The organism is Escherichia sp. MOD1-EC5433, assembly GCF_002966005.1.
GTDB lineage: Bacteria > Pseudomonadota > Gammaproteobacteria > Enterobacterales > Enterobacteriaceae > Escherichia > Escherichia ruysiae.
In genome coordinates this window covers 274,319-294,580 of sequence record NZ_PTRL01000005.1, presented here as the reverse complement: position 1 = coordinate 294,580, position 20,262 = coordinate 274,319, and the positions used below count along the sequence as shown (strand labels likewise).

General features: G+C 49.0%; 21 protein-coding genes. 7 read left to right on the top strand and 14 right to left on the bottom strand.

Going from position 1 to position 20,262, the window contains the following annotated elements; translation table 11 throughout:
* The 3 genes from ogt (at position 1) to uspE (ending at position 2,565) form a co-directional block, all read left to right on the top strand.
* On the top strand, positions 1–516 hold the full coding sequence (gene ogt / locus C3D30_RS13160) for a methylated-DNA--[protein]-cysteine S-methyltransferase (RefSeq protein ID WP_000945003.1): 516 nt from the start codon (positions 1–3) through the stop codon (positions 514–516).
* Between the two features lie 194 nt (positions 517–710).
* Positions 711–1,463 carry a fumarate/nitrate reduction transcriptional regulator Fnr gene (fnr, locus tag C3D30_RS13155; RefSeq protein ID WP_000611910.1) on the top strand — a complete coding sequence of 251 codons (753 nt, stop codon included), beginning with the start codon at positions 711–713 and terminating at the stop codon, positions 1,461–1,463.
* Between the two features lie 151 nt (positions 1,464–1,614).
* Entirely contained in the window at positions 1,615–2,565 is a 951-nt protein-coding gene (gene uspE / locus C3D30_RS13150; protein WP_001262134.1) for a universal stress protein UspE, read from the top strand.
* A gap of 49 nt (positions 2,566–2,614) precedes the next feature.
* On the opposite strand, the gene C3D30_RS13145 is transcribed toward uspE, so the two are convergent.
* The gene (locus tag C3D30_RS13145; RefSeq protein WP_000606103.1) at positions 2,615–2,872 is read right to left on the bottom strand and encodes a DUF2534 family protein; all 258 of its coding nucleotides are present in this window, start codon (positions 2,870–2,872) and stop codon (positions 2,615–2,617) included.
* 243 nt (positions 2,873–3,115) lie between these two features.
* On the opposite strand from C3D30_RS13145, the gene ynaI reads away from it, so the two are divergent.
* Entirely contained in the window at positions 3,116–4,147 is a 1,032-nt protein-coding gene (gene ynaI, locus C3D30_RS13140) for a low conductance mechanosensitive channel YnaI (protein ID WP_000559884.1), read from the top strand.
* Positions 4,148–4,204: 57 nt separating this feature from the next.
* Here the strand turns inward: ynaI and C3D30_RS13135 are convergent, their stop codons facing one another.
* The 3 genes from C3D30_RS13135 to mppA all read right to left on the bottom strand — a co-directional run bounded on the left by C3D30_RS13135 (position 4,205) and on the right by mppA (position 9,015).
* Positions 4,205–6,130 (bottom strand): GH25 family lysozyme, encoded by a 1,926-nt coding sequence (locus C3D30_RS13135; protein WP_105285802.1) that lies wholly within the window; start codon positions 6,128–6,130, stop codon positions 4,205–4,207.
* A gap of 3 nt (positions 6,131–6,133) precedes the next feature.
* Complete coding sequence (locus C3D30_RS13130; RefSeq protein WP_105285801.1) at positions 6,134–7,120, bottom strand: glycoside hydrolase family 25 protein; 987 nt, start codon at positions 7,118–7,120, stop codon at positions 6,134–6,136.
* Positions 7,121–7,401: 281 nt separating this feature from the next.
* The gene (gene mppA, locus C3D30_RS13125) at positions 7,402–9,015 is read right to left on the bottom strand and encodes a murein tripeptide ABC transporter substrate-binding protein MppA (protein WP_105282427.1); all 1,614 of its coding nucleotides are present in this window, start codon (positions 9,013–9,015) and stop codon (positions 7,402–7,404) included.
* 182 nt (positions 9,016–9,197) lie between these two features.
* Here mppA and mpaA point away from each other — a divergent pair, with 182 nt between their 5' ends.
* Complete coding sequence (gene mpaA, locus C3D30_RS13120; protein WP_105286965.1) at positions 9,198–9,926, top strand: murein tripeptide amidase MpaA; 729 nt, start codon at positions 9,198–9,200, stop codon at positions 9,924–9,926.
* Here the strand turns inward: mpaA and ycjG are convergent.
* Positions 9,901–10,866, bottom strand: coding sequence for an L-Ala-D/L-Glu epimerase (gene ycjG, locus C3D30_RS13115; RefSeq protein WP_105286964.1), 966 nt, complete (start codon positions 10,864–10,866; stop codon positions 9,901–9,903). The genes mpaA and ycjG overlap by 26 nt on opposite strands.
* A gap of 118 nt (positions 10,867–10,984) precedes the next feature.
* Between ycjG and tpx the strand changes: the two genes are divergently transcribed.
* Positions 10,985–11,491 (top strand): thiol peroxidase, encoded by a 507-nt coding sequence (tpx, locus tag C3D30_RS13110; protein WP_000078459.1) that lies wholly within the window; start codon positions 10,985–10,987, stop codon positions 11,489–11,491.
* Positions 11,492–11,535: 44 nt separating this feature from the next.
* On the opposite strand, the gene tyrR is transcribed toward tpx, so the two are convergent.
* The 8 genes from tyrR to pspA form a co-directional block, all read right to left on the bottom strand.
* Positions 11,536–13,077, bottom strand: coding sequence for a transcriptional regulator TyrR (tyrR, locus tag C3D30_RS13105; RefSeq protein WP_010348994.1), 1,542 nt, complete (start codon positions 13,075–13,077; stop codon positions 11,536–11,538).
* A gap of 150 nt (positions 13,078–13,227) precedes the next feature.
* Entirely contained in the window at positions 13,228–14,286 is a 1,059-nt protein-coding gene (locus C3D30_RS13100; protein WP_000138700.1) for a YcjF family protein, read from the bottom strand.
* Entirely contained in the window at positions 14,283–15,680 is a 1,398-nt protein-coding gene (locus tag C3D30_RS13095; protein ID WP_000825802.1) for a YcjX family GTP-binding protein, read from the bottom strand. Before C3D30_RS13095 ends, C3D30_RS13100 begins: the two co-directional genes overlap by 4 nt.
* A 118-nt stretch (positions 15,681–15,798) precedes the next feature.
* Positions 15,799–16,113, bottom strand: a complete 315-nt coding sequence (gene pspE, locus C3D30_RS13090) for a thiosulfate sulfurtransferase PspE (RefSeq protein WP_000473120.1) — start codon at positions 16,111–16,113, stop codon at positions 15,799–15,801.
* Positions 16,114–16,187: 74 nt separating this feature from the next.
* Positions 16,188–16,409, bottom strand: coding sequence for a phage shock protein PspD (gene pspD, locus C3D30_RS13085; protein ID WP_105286963.1), 222 nt, complete (start codon positions 16,407–16,409; stop codon positions 16,188–16,190).
* Between the two features lie 8 nt (positions 16,410–16,417).
* Positions 16,418–16,777: an envelope stress response membrane protein PspC gene (gene pspC, locus C3D30_RS13080; RefSeq protein WP_000907390.1), complete on the bottom strand. Its 360-nt coding sequence runs from the start codon at positions 16,775–16,777 to the stop codon at positions 16,418–16,420.
* Positions 16,777–17,001, bottom strand: coding sequence for an envelope stress response membrane protein PspB (pspB, locus tag C3D30_RS13075; RefSeq protein WP_001274965.1), 225 nt, complete (start codon positions 16,999–17,001; stop codon positions 16,777–16,779). Before pspB ends, pspC begins: the two co-directional genes overlap by 1 nt.
* A 53-nt stretch (positions 17,002–17,054) precedes the next feature.
* Positions 17,055–17,723: a phage shock protein PspA gene (pspA, locus tag C3D30_RS13070; protein WP_000511032.1), complete on the bottom strand. Its 669-nt coding sequence runs from the start codon at positions 17,721–17,723 to the stop codon at positions 17,055–17,057.
* Positions 17,724–17,889: 166 nt separating this feature from the next.
* On the opposite strand from pspA, the gene pspF reads away from it, so the two are divergent.
* Positions 17,890–18,867 (top strand): phage shock protein operon transcriptional activator, encoded by a 978-nt coding sequence (pspF, locus tag C3D30_RS13065; protein WP_016231730.1) that lies wholly within the window; start codon positions 17,890–17,892, stop codon positions 18,865–18,867.
* Between the two features lie 121 nt (positions 18,868–18,988).
* Here pspF and puuE read toward each other — a convergent pair whose 3' ends face one another.
* Positions 18,989–20,254, bottom strand: coding sequence for a 4-aminobutyrate transaminase (gene puuE, locus C3D30_RS13060; protein WP_105286962.1), 1,266 nt, complete (start codon positions 20,252–20,254; stop codon positions 18,989–18,991).
* Positions 20,255–20,262 lie beyond the last annotated feature (8 nt).

The window sequence follows — 20,262 nt, the reverse complement described above, 5'->3', positions numbered from 1 at the left end:
ATGCTGAGATTACTTGAAGAAAAAATTGCCACGCCACTGGGACCTCTGTGGGTGATTTGCGATGAACAATTTCGTCTGCGGGCGGTTGAATGGGAAGAGTACAGCGAACGCATGGTGCAGCTGCTGGACATCCATTATCGCAAAGAAGGTTATGAGCGCATTTCTGCCACCAATCCAGGGGGCTTAAGCGACAAACTTCGTGACTATTTTGCCGGGAATCTTAGCATTATTGATACTCTTCCTACCGCCACAGGAGGCACGCCATTTCAGCGCGAGGTCTGGAAAACACTGCGCACTATCCCCTGCGGGCAGGTAATGCATTACGGTCAACTTGCTGAACATCTGGGTCGACCAGGCGCAGCGCGTGCCGTTGGCGCAGCAAATGGCTCTAATCCGATCAGCATCGTCGTCCCTTGCCACCGGGTTATTGGACGAAACGGCACGATGACAGGATATGCAGGCGGAGTGCAGCGAAAAGAGTGGTTATTGCGCCATGAAGGCTATCTGCTGCTGTAAACCTTAAACAATTTGTGCCGATTTGTTCACAGTTTTATGTAAAGTTACCCTTAACAATTTAAAGGTTTTCAAAGGGATAGACATAAATTTACATCTATTATCGGAATTCTCCGCTGTTAAGGTTTGCTTAGACTTACTTGCTCCCTAAAAAGATGTTAAAATTGACAAATATCAATTACGGCTTGAGCAGACCTATGATCCCGGAAAAGCGAATTATACGGCGCATTCAGTCTGGCGGTTGTGCTATCCATTGCCAGGATTGCAGCATCAGTCAGCTTTGCATCCCGTTCACACTCAACGAACATGAGCTTGATCAGCTTGATAATATCATCGAGCGAAAGAAGCCTATTCAGAAAGGCCAGACGCTGTTTAAGGCTGGTGATGAACTTAAATCGCTTTATGCCATCCGCTCCGGTACGATTAAAAGTTATACCATCACAGAGCAAGGCGACGAGCAAATCACTGGCTTCCATTTAGCAGGCGATCTGGTAGGTTTTGACGCTATTGGTAGCGGTCATCACCCGAGTTTCGCCCAGGCGCTGGAAACCTCAATGGTATGTGAAATCCCGTTCGAAACCCTGGACGATCTGTCTGGTAAAATGCCGAATCTGCGTCAGCAGATGATGCGTCTGATGAGCGGTGAAATCAAAGGCGATCAGGACATGATCCTGCTGTTGTCGAAGAAAAATGCAGAAGAACGCCTGGCTGCTTTTATCTACAACCTGTCCCGTCGTTTTGCCCAACGCGGCTTCTCCCCTCGTGAATTCCGCCTGACGATGACTCGTGGCGATATCGGTAACTATCTTGGCCTGACGGTAGAAACCATCAGTCGTCTGCTGGGTCGTTTCCAGAAAAGCGGCATGTTGGCAGTCAAAGGTAAATACATCACCATCGAAAATAACGATGCGCTGGCCTTGCTTGCTGGTCATACGCGTAACGTTGCCTGATTTTTCCGCATAATCAACTATCCTTCTGTCATATCATTAAATTTTTCTGATTTATTGATCTGGCAGAAGGTTCATCACTGTTTCATTCACCAGATATGGGTTAATCTTTTAATTACAAACTGCGTTGACAGTTGTTGTAAGGAGACCCTGTATGGCTATGTATCAGAACATGCTCGTTGTTATCGACCCTAACCAGGACGATCAACCGGCATTACGGCGAGCTGTTTATTTACATCAACGGATTGGTGGCAAAATTAAAGCCTTTTTGCCGATTTATGACTTCTCATACGAAATGACTACCCTGCTCTCTCCCGACGAGCGTACCGCTATGCGTCAGGGGGTTATCAGCCAGCGTACTGCCTGGATCCATGAGCAGGCAAAGTATTATCTCAACGCTGGCGTCCCGATTGAAATTAAAGTGGTATGGCATAACCGTCCTTTCGAAGCCATCATTCAGGAAGTGGTTAGCAGTGGGCACGATTTGGTGCTAAAAATGGCGCACCAACATGACCGTCTGGAAGCGGTTATTTTCACCCCTACCGACTGGCACCTGTTACGCAAATGCCCAAGCCCGGTGTGGATGGTGAAAGACCAGCCGTGGCCGGAAGGTGGTAAGGCGCTGGTGGCGGTGAATCTCGCCAGTGAAGAGCCGTATCATAATGCGCTCAATGAAAAACTGGTGAAAGAAACGATCGAGCTGGCAGAACAGGTAAATCACACCGAAGTCCATCTGGTTGGCGCCTACCCCGTAACACCTATCAATATTGCCATTGAACTGCCGGAATTTGATCCAAGCGTTTATAACGATGCCATTCGTGGACAACATTTGCTGGCGATGAAAGCCCTGCGGCAGAAATTCGGCATTAATGAAAACATGACGCACGTTGAAAAAGGTTTGCCTGAAGAAGTGATTCCAGATCTGGCCGAACATTTGCAGGCAGGGATTGTCGTTCTTGGCACTGTGGGACGCACCGGTATCTCTGCGGCATTCCTTGGTAATACGGCAGAACAGGTGATTGATCATCTCCGCTGCGATTTGCTGGTGATTAAACCTGATCAGTACCAGACGCCTGTCGAACTGGATGACGAAGAAGACGATTAATTGTTTATCAATTACTTGCAAGGCCCGATATCTCGGGCCTTTCTTTTATTTACTTCTCATCACCACCGAGGAAATAAATTCCCAGCGGGATTGCCAGCAATACAGTAAAGACCAGACTATAAACAAGAATCATCGATGACTGAATCACATACATTGATGTCGTCCAGTCAGAAAGCGGAATATTATATTGTTCGATAACACCGCCGATAGTCGCGCGAGTCACAACTGACGCCGCAATAATGAAAACCGCCAACAGACCAAAGAGAAACTTCTTCCCCTTTGCTGACTTCAGCTTCGTCATGATCATGATGTAATCCTTATGCAGATAAACTCTTTGTTACTTGTGCGTAACAATATCATGACATTTCCTCGTTGTCTGCCCAGAAAGCATGAGATTGTTGCCGTTCAAATCATCAACCCATTGATAAATTCGCTAATGTTGCTACTTCCTTCCCTGTCTATTGATGATATGAATGAATTATCGCGATAAAATACCCCCGCCAGGGGTTTCCGGCATGACATCAATTATCTGGAGGAGCCTGATAAAACAATGATCGCTGAACTGTTTACAAATAATGCGCTTAATCTGGTCATTATTTTCGGTAGCTGCGCAGCATTGATTCTGATGAGCTTTTGGTTTCGTCGTGGAAATCGTAAAAGAAAAGGATTCTTATTCCATGCGGTTCAATTTTTGATCTACACCATAATTATCAGTGCTGTCGGCAGCATCATTAATTATGTTATTGAAAATTACAAACTCAAATTTATCACCCCAGGCGTTATCGATTTTATCTGTACGTCACTGATTGCGCTTATTCTGACGGTTAAGTTATTTCTCCTGATTAATCAGTTTGAAAGGCAACAGATAAAAAAAGGTCGAGACATCACCAGCGCGCGGATTATGTCGCGCATCATCAAAATCAGCATTATCGTGGTGATTGTTCTGCTTTATGGCGAACATTTCGGCATGAGCCTTTCTGGTTTGTTGACCTTTGGTGGTATTGGTGGTCTGGCTGTCGGTATGGCCGGTAAAGATATTCTGAGTAACTTCTTTTCCGGGATTATGCTCTATTTCGATCGCCCCTTTAGTATTGGCGACTGGATCCGTTCACCGGACAGGAATATCGAAGGCACAGTAGCAGAAATTGGCTGGCGTATCACAAAAATCACCACCTTTGATAATCGCCCACTGTACGTACCGAACTCGCTTTTTTCGTCCATTAGCGTAGAAAACCCAGGGCGAATGACCAACCGGCGTATTACCACTACCATTGGTTTACGTTATGAAGATGCCGCAAAAGTTGGGGCTATTGTCGAAGCCGTACGTGAGATGCTGAAAAATCACCCCGCTATCGACCAGCGACAAACCTTACTGGTTTATTTCAACCAGTTTGCCGATTCGTCATTAAATATTATGGTCTATTGCTTTACTAAGACCACGGTCTGGGCCGAATGGCTGGCCGCCCAGCAGGATGTTTATTTGAAGATTATTGATATTGTGCAGTCACACGGCGCGGACTTTGCCTTCCCCAGCCAGACGCTGTATATGGATAATATTACACCTCCCGAACAGCTTAAATAACACTCAACAAAACCGGATGACGATAATAATATTCGACATCCGGTTTTATTTATTTCCTCAATTGACCGCAGCCAGAGCGACATTATTCTCACCCGCTTTAAACTGGGCATACTGTTCTTCAGTACCAAAGAAAACTTCTGACTCTGTGCTGTGACCAATGCCCGGCACCTTTTCGTTTCCTGAATATTGCCAAAGTGTCCAGGGATTACGCCCCTCGAGTTTCACACCAGCTTGTCCCCAATACCCCATCCACACCATATACTGGTCGAACCGACTGTCCATGAAATGAGACAAATTATTATGATTGCCATAAAATATTGGTATTTTATGGTAATTTTTATACATCAGGGCAGCAAAACGTAAAATATCATTCCGTGCATTCACCATTCCCGATTTTTTAAAACAAGCCAGTTGGGTTGTATCTTCACCTTCTGGATTCACCAGTAAAATACCGGGAGGCAACATTTTCGGGTCTTCAGGCAGCAGGCTTTTTGCTGTTTCCAGTTGCGCCTCAGGAGTGTGGCAAAAATCAAATTTAAAATAGCCTCCGCGATCAAATTTTGAATCTGCTAATTGCTTCCAGTGAGCCTTAAACGACGAGTCTGGCCCTCTCCAGCCAACCACTCTCACGTAGACAAAACGCGCAGGTGATTTCTCCTGAAACAATTTCCAGTCGATTTCGCCATCGTTAGACGAAATATCATGACCACTGATCGGGTAAATATCCGGTGTTTTGAAGATACGGATATCAGGTCGGTTGGGAATTGCACTTACGGGGCCATAAGGAATTTCAATAGGTGTTATATCTTTGTTCTTTGGTTCATCTGGCGCAGTAGGCGGTTCTTTAATAGAATATGCGGTCTTATCAACATTTGTAAATTCATCTGCATTCCCGGCTGATAATTGTGTTTTTTTATCCAGACGACTGACCGCAGGATCGTTAATAAAGAAGAAACCACCCGGTCCGGCTGGGTTTTCTGTTGCTCCTATCCAAGCATCACTGAGATGTATTCCTTTCCCTTCCTCGTCCAGTTTTTCATTGATTTTTATATATTGGTCGTTCACATAGATAAACAAACTTAATATTCGGGTAATGCCCGCGTAGTATTCCTTTTTACCATCAATTTTTACCATATACGATTTCCCGAAGCGTTCGTCGGCAACGCCATCAGCAACGCCTTTTATAAGGGTATCAAAAAATACACTGCCTTTATCTTTTTCCAGGGAATAAACTTCTGTTTTATCATCACCAGCGGCTATCGCATACGCACCTGGTTTACTATACGCGTTTGAATTCCCTGCGCCATCTGTCATGCCAAAAAGACCTGAACCAAAACAAGCATTAACTAAAGTCAAAACATGGAAATAACGCTTTGCCAGAATGTTGAGTTGAGCATTCAAAGCTGGCATTTCATACATGCCTTTTGAACCATCGATATCTGTAGCATTACTCAAAACAAATGCCGGTGCCTTATCAGAATTACCATTTTGAGTGCCAAAACGCCCATGACCTGAATAAGCAATTAACAAGCGAGCTTTCTTATCAAACATCATCCCTCTGGCAGGGAGATATTCTTTCAGAAAATAATTAATGTTATCCAGTGACGCATCCTGATCTTTCAGTAAAATAACCTCATCAAACTTTTGCCCATTAATAAGAAAATCAGCCATTCTTTGACCGTCTACTGCAGCTGCTGGAATATCTGCATGTAACAGTGGATATTTTGAAATTGAAATAATCAGCCCAATCGCGCGAGTTTTCGCTGCATCCTGATCTGGTATTTTTAATGCATCACTGATACGGATATCCAGTTTACCAGGAGCCTCAGGCCCATAATGGATAAAAAAATGACAATACTCATCAGGAACCATTGCACCATTTTTACAAATATCATCTGCACGTGCATCTGATATTCCATGTGATATTCCGGCAACAAATAGCCCCAGAACCGATATACATAAAGTAAGCCATCGTCTGTTCATAAGTTAAAATTCCTGCACGCCCAAAGTGGTATAAAATTCAGCAATTGGACCTTTATAAATACTGGCATCAAACTTCTTACTCGATCCTAAATTAAGCTGTGCTGCGTCGGTGAACTGCCAGATCGCCCATTTTGTCTGGTTGATTGAACGCGGTGTTTCACTGGCCTGAGCCTGATTAGAGTAATCAGCCAGCCACAGTTTGTGATCTGCAACCTGGGCAAAACTATTTTCCCCACCAACGGCATCTTTCCACCAGGCTCGCGCAGTGTAGATAACCGGTTTACGCCCTAAATCGGCTTCGACCTGTGCGGTAAACGCCTTGATCATCGTTATAATTTCAGCTGGTTTACGCTTTTGCCAACGATCCTTACCCGTTGATGAGTCCACATCCCACTCCACATCCACCGCCGGTGGCATATCCGTTGCGCGTAATCCCCCGTTAGCTTTAATAATTTTAACAAACGTCATCGCCTGCTTGCGTCCCCATGTTTCAGCGTCGTCTGCCGGTGTACCGCTGGAAAGAAAATGATATGCTCCACGGTGTAATTTTATCCCCCGTTCCGTATCCCCGGCCCGTTGCCAGAAACCGGAAAATTCGGGATCGACATAACGCGTTCCTTGACTGGACTTCATATACAGAAACACAGACTTATTTTTTGCCAACAGTTCGATTGGAAAATTCTTACCGTTATGATGGCTGATATCCACTCCAAATAAAGAACTTGGTCGCGGTTGATTTAATACCGAGTCATAAGAGACATCAGTCGGAAATTTAAAATATTTTTTTACTGCGAACGTGTCATATTCCATTTCACGGGAAAGATCTGATCCCAGGATTTTTACAAATAACTGCTGTCGTGAGAGATCATTAGTTAAGTTTTCCAGTCCCAGTGATGCGGCATCGGGAAGCGGCTCTGCGGCCAGACTAAAAGAAGAATAATGAGAGAGGAATAGCGAGATAACTAACGGAATAGCGGAGGCTTTTTTCATTTTACCACCCCATTTTTAGCTGTGTGTTTATTTTCATATGAAGATGTTTTACAAGTAATGAAATACACTTCACGTTATAAAAAAAGTAAAGCACAGCCTATATTTGGAGTATGTAATACAGCAGGAAAATAAAATTTATGATTAGAGTTTGTACTTAATATAAACTGGAAATTTCACAGTCTCATCTTGAGAGCAATTTTTATAGGGTAAGTTTAAAAAAGAGAGGGATTTTATCGGGGTTGTAAAATCTGGCGCAACTTTTGCGCCAGATGACATCATAATCAATGTTTTACAATATACATAGTCCGGCTATAAGCCACATCTTCCGGGTTATTAATGGGATAACCTTTCAGCCACGGCTTGATTAGCCGTCCATTGGTATATTGATAAATTGGCGCAATCGGTGCTTGCTCCATGAGGATTTTCTCTGCCGTGTTGTAATCGGCGTTGCGTGCTTTAACGGTGTTTTCAGTCGATGCCTGGGCCAGCACTTTGTCGTATGCCGGATTGTTAAAGCGGGAAATATTTCCTGAGTGTGTTGACGTTAACAGTGTCAGGAAGGTTGATGGTTCATTATAATCCCCAACCCACGAGGCGCGGATAACATCAAAATTGCCGGTATTACGACTATCAATATAGGTTTTCCATTCCTGATTTTGCAGTTTGACATCTACGCCAAGATTCTTTTTCCACATCGACGCCACAGCGATAGCAATTTTCTGGTGATTTTCCGAAGTGTTATATAACAGTGTAAGTTTCAACGGTTTCTGTGGGCCATACCCGGCGGCGCTCAACAATGTTTTCGCCTGAGCATTCAGTTCTTCCTGACTCATTTGTTCAAACGGCGAAGGTTCTGGCGTAAATCCGGCAGTAACATCTGGCGTGAAATGCCATGCTGGTTTTTCACCCGTGCCCAGCACTTTTTCCGTCATCAGACGGCGATCAATTGTCATACTTAATGCCAGCCGCACTCGTTGATCTGCCGTCGGTCCTTTTTGCGTGTTAAATGCATAATAATACGTCCCCAACTGTGGCGGCGTGTAAACCTGCCCTGGAATATCCTTCAACAGCTTTTGATACATATTTTTCGGGAAGGATTCAGTGATATCAATATCACCTGCGAGATAGCGTTTAGTGGCAGCAGATTCCTGGTTAATCGGCAAGAAAGTGACTTTTTGCAGCACAGTTTTGGCGTTATCCCAATAATGAGTATTCGGCACAACGACCAGCTTTTCATTAACCACGCGCTCTTTAAGTACATAAGCGCCATTGCCGATCAGATTCCCTGGTTTCGTCCACTCTTTACCACTTTCAACGTTGGCTTTTTGCACCGGGAAGAAAGCAAAGTTAGCCGTTAAATTCACAAACCAGGGCAATGGTTTATCAAGCTGAATTTTCAGGGTATGAGCATCAACAGCGGTGACGCCTAGTTGGTCAGGCGTAGCCTTACCATCAATAATCGCCTGAGCGTTATTGATCCCTGCCAGCGCGGCAAACCAGGCAAACGGAGACAACGTTTTCGGGTTCACCAGACGCTGCCAGCTATAGACAAAATCTTGCGCCGTTACCGGCGTACCATCGGCCCATTTGGCGTTCTCGCGCAGGGTAAAAGTCCAGATACGATTGTCATTACTTTTCCACTGCGTGGCGACACCAGGCACAATCTCCCCTTTCTCGTTTTGATTCACCAGACCTTCAAACAAATCGCGAATGACCTGAATCTCTGGCAAACCCACGGCTTTCGCGGGATCTAACGAAGCTGGCTCATCTTTAATGTGGCGTACCAGCTCTTGCTTCTCTGCCAGTACTGTGCCGCCCGGAACTTCTGCAGCATACGACAGGGAAATGCTGCTGACTAACAGCGCACAACAAGTAACTGAAACAGAGTGCTGCATAAGATACCCTCAAAATGATGTTAAGATTGATGCGTAATTATTTGTTTCTCCTTGAAGAAATGCAAATAACTTCCGGCAAAAAAGTGATAAAGGATCGATAACATATCGTTGTCGAAAAGGATTTGATAATCCGCAAAATTTGCACAACACTGCCTGTAATACTTCTTATATTCGAGACGATTATGACCGTGACCCGCCCGCGCGCCGAACGGGGCGCTTTTCCGCCAGGAACCGAACATTACGGACGTTCATTATTAGGTGCGCCGTTGATCTGGTTTCCGGCTTCTGCTGCCAGCAGCGAAAGTGGTTTAATCCTGGCTGGCACCCACGGCGACGAAAATTCTTCCGTCGTCACCCTCTCCTGCGCATTACGCACGTTAACACCGTCTCTGCGCCGCCATCATGTCGTGCTCTGTGTGAATCCTGACGGTTGCCAGCTTGGTCTGCGGGCTAATGCCAATGGTGTGGATCTAAACAGAAACTTTCCGGCGGCGAACTGGAAGGAAGGTGAAACGGTGTATCGCTGGAACAGTGCCGCCGAAGAGCGCGACGTGGTCTTGCTGACCGGCGATAAACCCGGCTCCGAACCTGAAACTCAGGCGTTGTGCCAGCTCATTCATCGTATCCACCCCGCCTGGATTGTCTCTTTTCACGATCCTCTGGTTTGTATTGAAGATCCCCGACACAGTGAATTAGGTGAGTGGCTGGCTCAGGCATTTGAATTGCCGCTGGTGACCAGCGTCGGATACGAAACCCCCGGCTCCTTCGGCAGTTGGTGTGCGGATCTGAACCTGCACTGTATTACCGCCGAGTTTCCGCCCATCTCCTCCGATGAAGCCAGTGAAAAGTATCTCTTTGCAATGGCGAATTTACTGCGCTGGCATCCTAAAGATGCAATTCGCCGGTCGTAAACTGTAGCGCCGGCTCCACATCCACCGCCAGCCAGGTCGGTCCATCAAGATCGGCAAAACTGACCTGTGGCACCAATGGTAAAGCGGCGCTAATGGCGCGCGAGGTGCACAACATGCAGCCCAACATCAGGCTGAAACCCTGGGCGCGCGCTTCGGTCGCCAATGCCAGGGCTTCGGTCAGCCCCCCCGTTTTATCGAGTTTGATATTAACCATCTCATAGCGCCCTTTCAGCGCCTTCAGATTGCTACGGGTATGACAACTTTCATCAGCACAAATGGGTAACGGATGAATAAAATTCTCCAGCGCCGCATCGTCCTGTGCGGGAAGCGGTTGTTCCAGCATCGCGACGCCTAAATCAGCCAGCAACTGACATCGCGCTGCCAATCCCTCTGCGCGCCAGGATTCATTCGCATCAACAATCAACGTTGCATCGGGTACAGCCGAGCGAATTGCCACCATCCGCTCGCTAATAAGATGGTTATCCAGTTTCACTTTCAGCAATTTCGCCCCTGCTTGCCATAGTGCCACAGCACTGCTGGCCATTTGATCAGGCGTACCGATGACAACCGTCTGTGCAGTGGTAATGGTGTCGGGAAGCGTTATACCGATAAATTCAGCCAGAGTCTGCTGCTGTTTACGTGCACTGAGATCCCACAATGCGCAATCCAGCGCATTACGCGCCGCGCCCGCAGGCAGAATTTTTTGTAATTCTTCACGTGTCAGCCCTTTTTCCAGTTGCGGTACAACACTCATAATTTGCGCCATTACTGAAGCGTCACTTTCACCATAGCGCGGATAGGGAGTGCATTCCCCGGCACCTTTAACGCCATCTTCTTCCAGTTCAACAACTACCACACGCGCTTCACTGCGGCTGCCACGAGCAATTACAAACGGGGTATGTAACGGCCAGGCTTCCTCAAATACCTTTACGGTTCTCATCTTTACTCCTTGTTGCCGCGATGGACTGCGGATTAAGCGCAAATAGCGATTGCTGTGTTATTGACAGTTAGCATAAACTAGGTGTGACGTTAACTATATGTAAACAGGAAAGATAATCATGTCACAAATCGTTCATTTCCAGGGCAACCCGGTTACAGTCGCCAATTCCATCCCGCAAGTGGGTAGCAAAGCGCAGACTTTTACTCTCGTGGCAAAAGATCTGTCTGACGTCACCCTCGGTCAGTTTGCGGGTAAACGCAAAGTGCTGAACATTTTCCCGAGTATTGATACCGGTGTTTGCGCCGCATCAGTACGTAAGTTTAACCAACTGGCGACAGAAATCGACAACACCGTTGTACTGTGTATTTCCGCCGATCTGCCGTTCGCCCAGTCTCGTTTCTGCGGTGCGGAAGGTCTGAACAACGTCATCACCCTTTCCACTTTCCGTAATAGCGAATTTCTGCAAGCTTACGGCGTTGAGATCGCTGAAGGCCCACTGAAAGGTCTGGCTGCGCGCGCAGTTGTCGTAATTGATGAAAATGACAATGTGATTTTCAGCCAACTGGTGAATGAAATCACCACTGAGCCGGATTACGAAGCAGCTCTGGCGGTACTGAAGGCGTAATTTATTATGCCTGATGGTATTGCGCCATCAGGCATTTTACGTGTTTACTCTTCGCTCTTCTTCTGGCTCAGGCCGTATTCACGCAATTTGTTGGCAATCGCGGTATGTGAAACGCCCAGACGTTTTGCCAGTTTGCGCGTGCTGGGATAATTGCGATAAAGCTGGGTTAACACCGAACGCTCAAATCGACTGGTGATTTCATCCAGCGAACCTTCCATCGCATCTTCACCCACGGCAACGGTTGTCGCGTCATAATCTGGCAGCAAAATGTCTTGTGGACGCAGTTCGTAGCCGTCCAGTTGCGTGAGTGCACGATAGATAGCATTTTTCAACTGCCTCACGTTACCCGGCCAGCCATAACGCGTCAGCACAGTATTCAGATCGGCAGCCAATTTCGGCCGGGGTACTCCCTGCTCGTCAGCAAAGCGGGCGACGAACAATTCGGTTAACGGCATGATATCCTGCGGACAGTCGCGCAGCGGTGGCAGATTCAGCGTCAACACGTTTAGACGATAATAGAGATCTTCCCGAAATACGCCTTTTTGCACCAGCTCAACCAGATTCTTTTGCGTCGCGCAAATCACCCGCACATCGACATGCACTTCGTGATCTTCGCCAACCCGACGGAAAGTGCCGTCATTAAGGAAACGCAGCAATTTAGCCTGCATCCGTGGAGACATCTCACCAATCTCATCCAGCAGCACCGAGCCGCCGTTCGCCTGCTCAAAGAACCCTTTCTTCCCTTCCGGGGCATGTCCAAACAGTTCGCTCTCAACGGCATCTTCCGGGATAGACGCGCAGTTCAGCGCCAGATAAGGTTTACCGGCGCGAGGGCTGGCCTGATGACAGGCATAAGCAAAGAGATCTTTACCAGTACCAGTGTCACCCGTGATCAGCAGTGGCGCGCTTAACATCGCCAGTTTCTGCGCCTGCTCGACAACGTGTTTCATTTTCGGGCTAACAGCGACAATCTGATTAAAGGCGCTGACATCCTGCGCAGCCACATTTTGCAACTGACGCCCCATACGAATCGTTGAGCGCAGCATCACTACCGCACCGGTCAGGACGTGTTGGTCGTGTTCATCCTGCAAATAAACCGGTGTTATCTCCATCAAGAAATTTTGCCCGTTAATCACCACATGTTCGTTATGCGAATCCTGCGGGTCACTCTCCAGCCAGCGTAAAAAATTAAATCCGTTAATCAATTGCGCAGCGGTATGATTGCGTAAACGATCAAGTTTTTGACCAAATAGCTGACAGCTCGCCGGATTCGCCATATCCACTTTGCTTTTCATATCGACAGAAAGCACGGGTTCAGGCAACGCCTCAAGCAATGCGCTCAACGCCAGATGTTCGCGCTCGGAAGGCATCCATGACACAGTGCGCACATCGGTAACACCTGCAATACGGCGAATTTCCGCCATCAGGCTGCTGAAACTGTCAAAATCCAGTTCGGCAAAATTGAGGTAAATCCGCCCGATTGGGTCAATCTCAATACCGCGTAAATCGATGCCTCTTAGAACCAGTAGATCGAGTAATTCGCGGGTCAGACCGAGTCGGTCTTCACAAAAGACTTCCAGACGCATGGGAACCTTCACCTGAGAAAAGAACAATTAATATGATGATATGACACTATTCGAGTGGCAGGAAGATTTCTGTCAACAAAGATTGACACAAAGACGGATTATCGGGCACTTCGGCGTAAAGATATCCGATCAGCACCCGATATTGCGTTATTATTCGCTGGTCGTTTTGCCTTTTTGCAGCGTCTCCTTTACCTGACCGATAAGCTGGCGACGAAAATCTCCCAGGCGAGGTTTGTCATCGTCGATCCACGGCAACGGACGGCAAAGTTCCATAGCTTTTATTCCCAGTCGCGCGGTCAGGAGTCCGGCGCCAATCCCCTGGGCAGCACGTGTCGACAAACGAGCGGCGAGATCTTGTGACATCCAGTCCATCCCCACTTCGCGCACCAGTTCGCTGGCACCGGCAAAAGCGATATTCAGCAATACCAGTTTGAACAGGCGCAAACGGCTGTAATAACCCAGTTCAATGCCATAGAGCGTGGCGATACGATTAATCAACCGCAGATTGCGCCAGGCAATAAATGCCATATCCACCAGCGCCAGCGGGCTGACAGCAATCATCAGGGTAGATTCTGCCGCCGAACGGCTGATTTCTCTACGCGCCTGCGCATCCAGCACTGGCTGAACCAGATGTGCGTACAGACTGACGACTTCACGATCGTTCTGCGTTTCATGGATTGAGGCATACCAGCGTTGCAGCGCCGGATGCGACTGATCGATGCCGGCCTGCTGTGCCAGTTTCTCGCAAAATACGCGCCCCTTACCCGTGCCGTGACTATGCAACAAATCGCGCGCTTCATCGCGTTCGTGCGCGCGCTGGCGCAAGCGCCATAAGCGCCGCCACTCTGTTACCACAGAGCCAACGCCAGCCCCGATAATCAATGCACCAGCCGCACAACCGCCCAGCGCCACCCAGTCCTGAGTTTGCCAGGCATTCATCGTCCACTGCACACCCTGACCAACAACGCTCACACCAAACAGCGCCAGCCCGCCTATGACCATTTTGCGCCACAAACTGCGCTTCGGACGCAGCGCCGCATCCATTACCGCTTCGACTTGCCCATCTTCTTCCGGCGCTTCGTCGAGCGTCGCCGGGGCAAAATTTTGCGCCTGATTTTCATCAAAGGTCTGCTGCGCCTTAAATTTAGGGTTCTGATCGACCTCCAGCGGACCGTCGAAATCAATACGTGGTTTTAACGGTTCGGTCATCGCAATTTATCTCCTATTAAAAATTCCAGCGCGGCATCAAGGCGAATATGCGGCAGCGGTTTATCGACATCCATCACCTGCGGGCGAAACGCTTCAAACTGGAAGCCTTGTTTATCCCAGAACGCCTGACTGGGCAAACGTGCGGGAACTTCACCTGGGTAAACGGTAAGCGGTGCGCCATCGCTCAGTCGATTACCGCGCAGAGCCGGGATTTTCTCACCGTTGACGTCGATGATGCCGCTGGTGGTCGCCTGTACTGAGGCCAGCCCCAGGCAGTCCATGCTGATCCCTTCAAATGCCGCATTTTGCCAGGCATCCTGAATTAGTTGTTGCAGTAATGAAACCATATTGGCGTGCTGATCGATGGTCACATGGTCCGCTTTAGTCGCGGCAAACAGCAATTTGTCGATAACTGGCGAGAATAAGCGCCGGAAAAGTGTACGTTGCCCGTAGTGGAAACTTTGCATCAACTGTGTCAGCGCCAGACGCATGTCATTAAATGCCTGCGGTCCACTGTTGAGCGGTTGCAGGCAATCCACCAGCACAATCTGGCGGTCAAAACGCAGAAAGTGGTTTTTATAGAACCCCTTCACCACTTTCTCGCAGTAATAATTAAACCGCTCGCGCAGCATTCCGGCGTTGGTATGCTTATCGGCCTGTGCCAGTTTAGACTCGCCCCAGGCATCGACATCCGGCCACGGGAAGAATTGCAGCGCGGGCGCGCCTGCCATATCTCCCGGCAGAACAAAGCGGCCTGGCTGGATAAAGTGCAGCCCCTGCTGTTTGCAGTGGTGAAGATAATCGGTCCACGCGGCGGCGATATCGGCAAGACGGTTTTCGTCGGCAGGCGCTAACGGATCAAGCCCTTCGCACATCATCCGCCATTTTGCCGACCACTCGCCGCGCTGACCATTAAGCAGGCCCGTCATCTGCCGTGACCAGCTTAAATAGTCCTGCGCCAGCATTGGCAGATCGAGTAGCCACTCGCCGGGATAATCCACAATCTCCAGATACAGCGTGGAGGTGTCTTTGAAGTGACGCAGTAGCGAATCGTTCGATTTATAACGCAATGCCAGGCGGATTTCACTGACGCCACGCGTTGGCGTCGGCCAGGCGGGAGGGTCGCCGTACAGCTGCGCTAACCCTTCATCGTAAGTAAAACGCGGAATGCCAAAATCGCGCTGTGGAATACGCTTCACACCCAGCAGGCGCTCTTCACGCACCGCGCTTAACAGCGGCAAGCGTGCTCCTGCATGAATATTGAGCAACTGATTGACCATCGCGGTGATAAACGCCGTTTTGCCGCTGCGGCTAAGTCCGGTTACCGCCAGTCGCAGGTGCCTGTCGACGCCACGATTCACCAGCGCGTTAAGTTCATTTTTGAGTCGCTTCATTGCTGTCCTGTGCCAGAAAGCTGTAGAAAGGATGAGATGCTGGAGATAATAATGTGGGTTAATTTTGATTTATCAAATGAATAAGCGGCGTTATTTACACCGCTCAATAAGTAATTTGTTAACCTTTGACCTTCGGCATCGCAATGTCTTTAAGACCACCGGCGTTCTCAACGTGGGTATATCCCATTTCGTTGAGGATCTCTTTTGCCTGCCCGGACTGGCGTCCGGCGTTGCAATACACTTTCACGGTGTCGTTTTTATCCGGAACGGCGGTGGCAATGCGCTCTTTCACTTCCTTCAGAGGAATATTGATGGCTCCCTGAACGTGTTCTTGCTGATACTGTTCTGGAATGCGAACATCGATCCAATGTTCAGCGGCAAAAACAGGCAGTGAAAACACCAGCGTCAGCGCAAGTAAGCCTTTTTTAAACATGTAAGCGTCCTTCTATGAATGAAAATTGCCATCCATTATACGCCTGAGATTTAACAATTTTTGCGAAACTCCCCTCACCTTTTATAACGCTGCACCAGTTTATTGGCAGCCCGACTTAACAGCGGTTCCAGCGCCACAGCCAGCAACATTTTCAGCGGGCGGCGAGCAACAGATTTTATCGCCCAGCCAGCCACACCCGCCGGGCCGTAGCGTAGTGCGGTAAGAAGTACCAGCTTGCCTGCTAATTTAAAACCAGGCTTCACCTTTTTCCCGGCCTGTTGCCAGCGAATATTCATAACTTTCCTCACAATTGACGGAAACGGCTACGCAGCGTGAAGGTATCGGAAGTGACATAACGTTCCATCTCGCGTAAACGCGTTTCACTGGCCGCCAGTTCACGGTCGACTTCATCCAGCAATTCGCTGCTGGAAGGTTGTTGTTCACCATACGCCATGTTGTCCGGCATCGGGTCAAGGGCAAATGACAAAATGATGTAAGCAACCAGGGTAAATAGCGCCAGGCCGAAGAAAATCGACAGCACCACGAGGATACGCACCAGTTTTACCGGTACATCAAAATAATTAGCAATCCCCGCGCAGACGCCGCGCACCATGCCCTGTTGTGGAATACGCCATAATTTTTTATTGAGATTAATGCCCGCCATTAGCGATCCCTCCAGTTCGGATGTTCTGCATCAAGAATGGATTCCAGCGCCTGAATACGCTCGCGCATCCGTTTTGCTTCATCAGCCAGTTGCGCTAATCGCTGCTGTTCGCTTTGCGACAATTCACCGCGACTGGAGCGGTTGCTGTAATGCAGCCATAACCAGATAGGTAAAACAAACAGCACAAAAATGGTTAACGGAATAGCCAGAAATAGCGCGCTCATAAGTACTCCTTAAAGAATGAGCGGCGGCGCGTTCAGACGCCGCCTGGGTGTTATTATTGATTATCTTGCTTCATTTTGGCTTTTAATTGTGCCAGTTGCTCGCTGATTGCATCATCGGCTTTCAGTTCGGCAAACTGATCGTCCAGCGATTTTTGTTTGCCGAAGCTGTGGCTTTCTGCTTCCGCTTCCATCTGGTCGATACGACGCTCGAAAGATTCGAAACGCGCCATCGCCTCATCCAGTTTGCCACTGTCCAGTTGACGACGCACGTCACGCGACGAGTTTGCAGCCTGATGACGCAACATCAATGCCTGCTGGCGAGCGCGAGTTTCGCTCAATTTGTTTTCCAGCTCGCCAATCTCTTTCTTCATACGCTCCAGCGTATCGTCCACCAGCGTCACTTCATGTTCCAGGCTCTTAATCAGATCGGTCAGTTTCTGTTTTTCAATTAGTGCCGCACGCGCCAGATCTTCTCTCTCTTTCAGCAGCGCCAGTTCGGCTTTTTCCTGCCACTCAACTTCACGCGCCGACGCTTGTTCAATACGGCGAGTCAGCTGTTTCTTTTCTGCCAGCGCACGCGCCGAGGTAGAACGCACTTCAACTAATGTATCTTCCATTTCCTGGATCATCAGACGCACCAGTTTCTGCGGATCTTCCGCTTTCTCTAACAGAGCGTTGATGTTGGCATTCACGATGTCGGCAAAGCGAGAAAAAATACCCATAATGTTGTCCTCTTGATTTCTTCGTTCAGGATTGTCCTGCTGAACTGTTAATACAATTTGCGTGCCAATTTTTTATCTTTTTGATTTATAAAGATCTGATTGAAGATTCAACAGCAACATGCCAGGATGAATTAGCGAATTACACTAACAAGTGGCGAATTTCATCATGGCAGAATACAAAGATAACTTACTCGGTGAGGCGAACAGCTTTCTTGAAGTGCTGGAACAGGTTTCGCATCTCGCGCCGCTGGACAAACCGGTTTTGATTATTGGCGAGCGCGGCACCGGTAAAGAGCTGATCGCCAGCCGTTTGCATTATCTCTCCTCCCGCTGGCAAGGGCCGTTTATTTCCCTTAACTGCGCGGCGTTAAATGAAAATCTGCTGGATTCCGAATTGTTTGGGCACGAGGCGGGCGCGTTTACCGGGGCGCAAAAACGCCATCCGGGACGATTTGAACGTGCCGACGGCGGAACGCTGTTTCTTGATGAACTCGCTACGGCACCAATGATGGTGCAGGAAAAATTATTACGCGTGATCGAATATGGTGAACTGGAACGCGTTGGCGGCAGCCAGCCATTACAGGTCAATGTGCGGCTGGTATGTGCGACAAATGCCGATCTTCCGGCGATGGTCGATGAAGGCACTTTTCGCGCTGACCTGCTGGACCGCCTGGCTTTCGACGTGGTGCAACTGCCGCCCCTGCGCGAGCGTGAAGGCGACATTATGCTGATGGCGGAACACTTTGCCATCCAGATGTGTCGGGAAATCAAGCTGCCTCTGTTCCCGGGTTTTACCGAGCGCGCCAGAGAAACGTTACTGAGCTATCGCTGGCCGGGAAATATCCGTGAATTGAAAAACGTGGTGGAACGTTCGGTGTATCGCCACGGCAACAGCGATTATCCGCTTGATGAGATCATTATTGATCCCTTTAAACGGCGTCCGCCTGAAGACGCTATCGCCGTTTCAGAAACCACCTCTCTTCCGGCATTGCCGCTGGATTTACGTGAGTTTCAGATGCAGCAGGAAAAAGAGTTGCTGCAACTCAGTTTGCAACAGGGGAAATATAACCAGAAGCGCGCAGCTGAGTTGCTGGGGTTAACCTATCATCAGTTCCGCGCATTGCTTAAAAAGCACCAGATTTAGCGGAGTTGGGCAATGTAGCTTGCCGGATAAGGCGATCAAACCTACAAAATCAAGACGCCGTTTGCAGGCCTGATAAACGCAGCGCATCAGGCATTATTGCGTTGGCCTCCGCTTCTGCGTATTAATCCCTCAGCGCATCCTGCAAAATTTTCATGGCCGCATCGAACTGCGTATCCGGGATGGTCAGCGGATACAAGAAACGAATCACGTTACCGTAGGTGCCGCAGGTCAGCAGTAACAGCCCCTGCGCCAGCGCGCGTTGCTGGATTTTCTGCGCAATCGCCGCCGACGGCTCACCCGTTTGCGGGTCGTTAAACTCTGCCGCAATCATTGACCCCAGACCGCGTACCGCAGCAATTGCCGGAACGCTTTCTTTAGCCTCAATCAGCGTTTGCGTCAGGCGCTGACCAAGTTGATTCGCACGGTCGCAAAGGGATTCTTTGTCGATAATGTTGAGCACTGCGTGCGCGGCGGCAACTGCCAGCGGGTTACCAGCGTAGGTACCACCAAGCCCGCCCGGCGCTGGCGCGTCCATAATGCTGGCGTTACCGACCACACCCGAAAGCGGCATCCCACCCGCGAGGCTTTTCGCCATCGTCATTAAATCGGGCTTGTCAGCATAATGATCCATGGCAAACAGTTTACCGGTACGCGCAAAACCGCTTTGCACTTCATCAGCAATCATCACAATGCCGTGCTCATCGCACAGGCGGCGAATGGCAGAAACCAACTCTTTTGGCGCCACGTTGAAACCGCCCTCGCCCTGCACCGGTTCGAAAATAATCGCCGCGACTTGTTTCGCTTCGATGTCTGATTTAAACAAGCGTTCGATGGCGTCGAGGGAATCTTGCGTCGAAACGCTATGCAAATCTGACGGATACGGCACGTGATAAACCGAACCGGGGAACGGGCCAAAGCCAATTTTGTACGGTGCGACTTTTCCGGTTAACGCCATGGTCATATACGTGCGACCGTGGAAGCCGCCGCTAAACGTAATCACGCCAGGGCGTCCGGTATGGGCGCGAGCAATTTTCACCGCGTTTTCCACCGCTTCCGCGCCGGTAGTGAAGAACGCGGTTTTGGCCTGCCCGCTCACCGGGGCAAGGGCGTTGATTTTCTCCGCCAGGGTGACGTAGCTTTCGTATGGCACAATCTGGTACGCCGTGTGGGTAAACTGTTGCAGTTGCTGTTCCACCGCTGCCACCAGTTCAGGATGGCGATGTCCGGTGTTCAGCACCGCAATGCCTGCTGCGAAATCGATGTACTCGTTGCCCTCAACATCCTTCAGCGTGGCGTTTTCTGCCGACTGGGCGAAGAAGTTACACATTACGCCAACCCCGCGCGGAGTGGCAGAGAGACGACGCTGATGGAATTCATTGTTGCTCATGTTTCACA